Source organism: Flavonifractor plautii ATCC 29863 (assembly GCF_000239295.1).
GTDB lineage: Bacteria > Bacillota > Clostridia > Oscillospirales > Oscillospiraceae > Flavonifractor > Flavonifractor plautii.
Genome location: NZ_JH417754.1, coordinates 1 through 3,707, shown reverse-complemented (window position 1 = coordinate 3,707; position 3,707 = coordinate 1). Strand labels below are relative to the sequence as shown.

At 63.3% G+C, this 3,707-nt stretch carries 3 protein-coding genes; 2 read left to right on the top strand and 1 reads right to left on the bottom strand.

Annotation, left to right across the window (positions count from 1 at the left end; all coding sequences use genetic code 11):
* Positions 1-93: 93 nt before the first annotated feature.
* A complete protein-coding gene (gene leuS / locus HMPREF0372_RS08865) occupies positions 94-2,520 on the bottom strand; it encodes a leucine--tRNA ligase (RefSeq protein WP_007491114.1) in 2,427 nt (808 codons plus the stop codon).
* A gap of 148 nt (positions 2,521-2,668) precedes the next feature.
* Between leuS and HMPREF0372_RS08860 the strand changes: the two genes are divergently transcribed.
* The gene (locus HMPREF0372_RS08860; RefSeq protein WP_080568023.1) at positions 2,669-3,130 is read left to right on the top strand and encodes a hypothetical protein; all 462 of its coding nucleotides are present in this window, start codon (positions 2,669-2,671) and stop codon (positions 3,128-3,130) included.
* Positions 3,131-3,133: 3 nt separating this feature from the next.
* A complete protein-coding gene (locus HMPREF0372_RS08855; protein ID WP_007491107.1) occupies positions 3,134-3,580 on the top strand; it encodes a hypothetical protein in 447 nt (148 codons plus the stop codon).
* Positions 3,581-3,707 lie beyond the last annotated feature (127 nt).

Here is a 3,707-nt window from a genome sequence, read left to right as displayed (position 1 = left end):
TTCACCGTCCAATATGTTTGACAAACCTACAGGATTTTGATTTCCAGCATTCTGTTTTTACTGTTCCTGGAAAAACGGCGGCTCCTCACCAGCTCACTTCGCAATCAGGTTGACCAGCTTATTGGGTACCAGAATGGTCTTGACCAGCTTCTTGCCCTCGGTGAACTTCTGCACCTTGGGATCGGCCAGGGCGGCGGCCACCACGGCCTCCTCCCCGCTGTCCACGGGGACGGTGATGGTGCCGCGGAGCTTGCCGCACACCTGCACGGCCATATTCACCTCGGCGTCCACGGTCTTGCTGGCGTCGTAGGCGGGCCAGCTCTGCTGGCAGGCCATGCCGCCCTTCTCGGCTGCAAAGCCCAGGGTCTCCCACAGCTCCTCCACCATGTGGGGGGCAAAGGGGGAGAGCATGAGCAGCAGGGCGGCGTAGTCGCCCTTGGAGCAGCCGTTCTGGTAGAAGTCGTTCACCAGGGCCATCAGGGCGGCGATGGCGGTGTTGAACTTCATGGCCTCGATGTCGTCGGACACCTTCTTGATGGTCTTGTGCACCGCGCTCTCGTTGGCCTTGGAACAGCCGGCCTCCTCCGTGAGGTTCTCCGCCAGGTTCCAGACCCGGTCAAGGAAGCGCTTGCAGCCCTTGACGGCGTTGTCGCTCCAGGCGGCGGCCTTTTCAAAGTCGCCGATGAACATGATATACAGCCGCATGGTGTCCGCGCCGTACTGGGCCACCACGTCGTTGGGGTTGATGACGTTGCCGCGGCTCTTGGACATCTTCTCGCCGCCCTCGCCCAGGATCATGCCGTGGGAGGTACGCTTTTTGTAGGGCTCCTTGGTGGGCACCACGCCGATGTCGTACAGGAACTTGTGCCAGAAGCGGGAGTAAAGCAGGTGCAGGGTGGTGTGCTCCATGCCGCCGTTGTACCAGTCCACGGGGCTCCAGTAGTCCAGGGCCTCTCTGGCGGCCAGGGCTTTCTCGTTGTGGGGGTCCATATAGCGCAGGAAGTACCAGGAGGAGCCCGCCCACTGGGGCATGGTGTCGGTCTCCCGCTTGGCGGGGCCGCCGCAGCAGGGGCAGGTGGTGTTCACCCAGTCGGTCATTTTGCTCAGGGGGGACTCGCCGTCGTCGGTGGGCTCGTAGGAGTCCACCTCGGGCAGCAGCAGGGGGAGCTGCTCCTCGGGCAGGGGCTGCCAGCCGCACTTCTCGCAGTACACCATGGGGATGGGCTCGCCCCAGTACCGCTGGCGGGAGAAGACCCAGTCGCGCAGCTTGTAGTTGACCTTGGCCGCGCCGATGCCCTTCTCCTCCAGCCACTGGATCATGGCGGGGATGGCGTCCTTCACGGTCTTGCCGTTGAGGAAGTCGGAGTTGACCAGGATGCCGGTGTCGTCCTTGGCGGTGAAGGCGGCCTGCTGCACGTCCTCACCACCGGAGACCACCTCGATGATCTCGCAGCCGAACTTCTTGGCGAACTCCCAGTCCCGGTCGTCGTGGGCGGGTACGGCCATGATGGCGCCGGTGCCATAGGTGGAGAGCACGTAGTCGGAGATGAAGATGGGGATCTCCCTGCCGTTGACTGGGTTGACGCCCCGCACGCCGTCCAGGCACACGCCGGTCTTCTCCTTGTTCAGCTCCGTGCGCTCCAAGTCGGACTTGGAGGCGGCGGCCTTCTGGTAGTCGGTGACGGCGGCGGCGTTCTTCAGCGCGCCGGACTCCAGCCACTTGCGCACCAGCTCGTGCTCGGGGGAGAGCACCATATAGGTGGCGCCGAAGAGGGTGTCCGGCCGGGTGGTGTAAACCACGATGGCGTCGCCGGTGGTGGCCTGGAAGGTGACCTCGGCGCCGGTGGAGCGGCCGATCCAGTTCTTCTGCTGGGTCTTGACCCGCTCGATGAAATCCAGCCCGTCCAGATCGTCGATGAGGCGCTGGGCGTACTCGGTGATCTTGAGCATCCACTGGCTCTTCTCCTTGCGGATAACGGGGGAGCCGCAGCGTTCGCACACGCCCTCCACTACCTCCTCGTTGGCCAGCACGCACTTGCAGGAGGTACACCAGTTCACCGGCATGGTGGTCTTGTAGGCCAGACCGTGCTTATAGAGCTGGAGGAAGATCCACTGGGTCCACTTGTAGTAGCTGGGATCGGTGGTGTTGACCTCCCGGCTCCAGTCGAAGGAGTAGCCCAGCATCTGTAGCTGCCTGCGGAAATTCTCGATGTTGTCGTGGGTCACCTTGGCCGGATGGATGTGGTTCTTGATGGCGTAGTTCTCCGTGGGCAGGCCGAAGGCGTCATACCCCATGGGGAAGAGCACATTGTAGCCGTCCATGCGGCGCTTGCGGGCCACCACGTCCATGGCGGTGTAGGGCCGGGCGTGGCCCACATGCAGGCCCTGTCCGGAGGGATAGGGGAACTCCACCAGGGCGTAGAACTTGGGCTTGTCGCTGTGATTCCCGGTCTGATAGACTCCGGTTTCCTGCCATTTCTTCTGCCACTTCGGCTCAATGGCGGCAAAATCGTATTTCAAATCTCTCACGCTTTCTTTCGATCTGTCTCGTCCGCGACGGGCATATAATCTGTGATATTATAATCGAAAAGCGGCCGGTTTGCAAGGGGTGTGCTTGACTTTTCCCGCTTATCCAGATAAGATGGAGCCGACAAAGAAGGGAGCGTGTATGGACATGGGAAGCAGGCGCATGCAGATCGTCGGAATCGTCCTGGCCGTGCTGATGGCCGCCCTGCTGGCGGTCACCCTGTGGGCGTACCGCCCGGTCTCGCTGGCGGAGGCGGCGGACGCCCGCACCGGACTGGAGCCCAAGGTGGTGGTTGTGGTGCGCCTGGATGAGGTGGACGGGAATGGCACCTCCCATGAATATCAGGCGTACGCCCCCGCCCTGCTGGAGCAGATGGAGCTGCTAGTGGACACCGCCCGGCTCCGTCTGGTCCGGCGGAGCTCCACCGCCCCCCTGGACGGCATGTGTAAGATCGTCATCATCGGTGAGGATAACATCATCTGCTCCTTTGACTACAACCTTACAACCAACGCCATCTACATCGGGGACCGGATTTACGCGCTCCGCTCCACCCAGTCGGAGCCCCTCTCCGAGCTGGTTTCCGCCGTCTGCGGGGAGGTGTAGGACGTGGGCGTGCAATGGAAGTATCTCTGGCCGGTGCTGGTGCTGGCCGCCGCACTGACGCTCGGGCTGGGGGCCGCCCTCCGGTTTCTCCGCCCAGCCTCCCTGGGGGAGCGGATCAGCGTGGCGGAGGGCGCGTCCCTCCGGCAGGCAGTGGTGGAACACAGCGACGGCGGCGGGCATGGCTCCCACGAGAGCAGCGAGCCTGCTCTGCTGGCGGAGCTGTCCTCCCTGCTGGCGGACACCCGGCTGCGCTATGACGGGCTCACCGACGGCGGCGTCCCCGTCTCCCCCGCCGCCTATACCGTCACGGTCTATTCCGCCCCGGCAGAGGAGGGGCGCACCTTCGGCGTGGACAGCCAGGGGTGCGTCTACCAGGACAACCGGCGCTATTCCGCCTCCCCGGAACAGGCGGAGGAGCTGACGGCCCTCCTGGAGCGCATCTGCTCCTAAAGCCGTCCAGAGGCCGCCTCCTTCCATTCTACAGCAGCACGGCCGTCTCTCTTTACGAAATATATACTATACACATTTCCATCGAGGTAAGCGGCAAAAAGCGGCGGGCGGGGGAATTCCCCTCGCC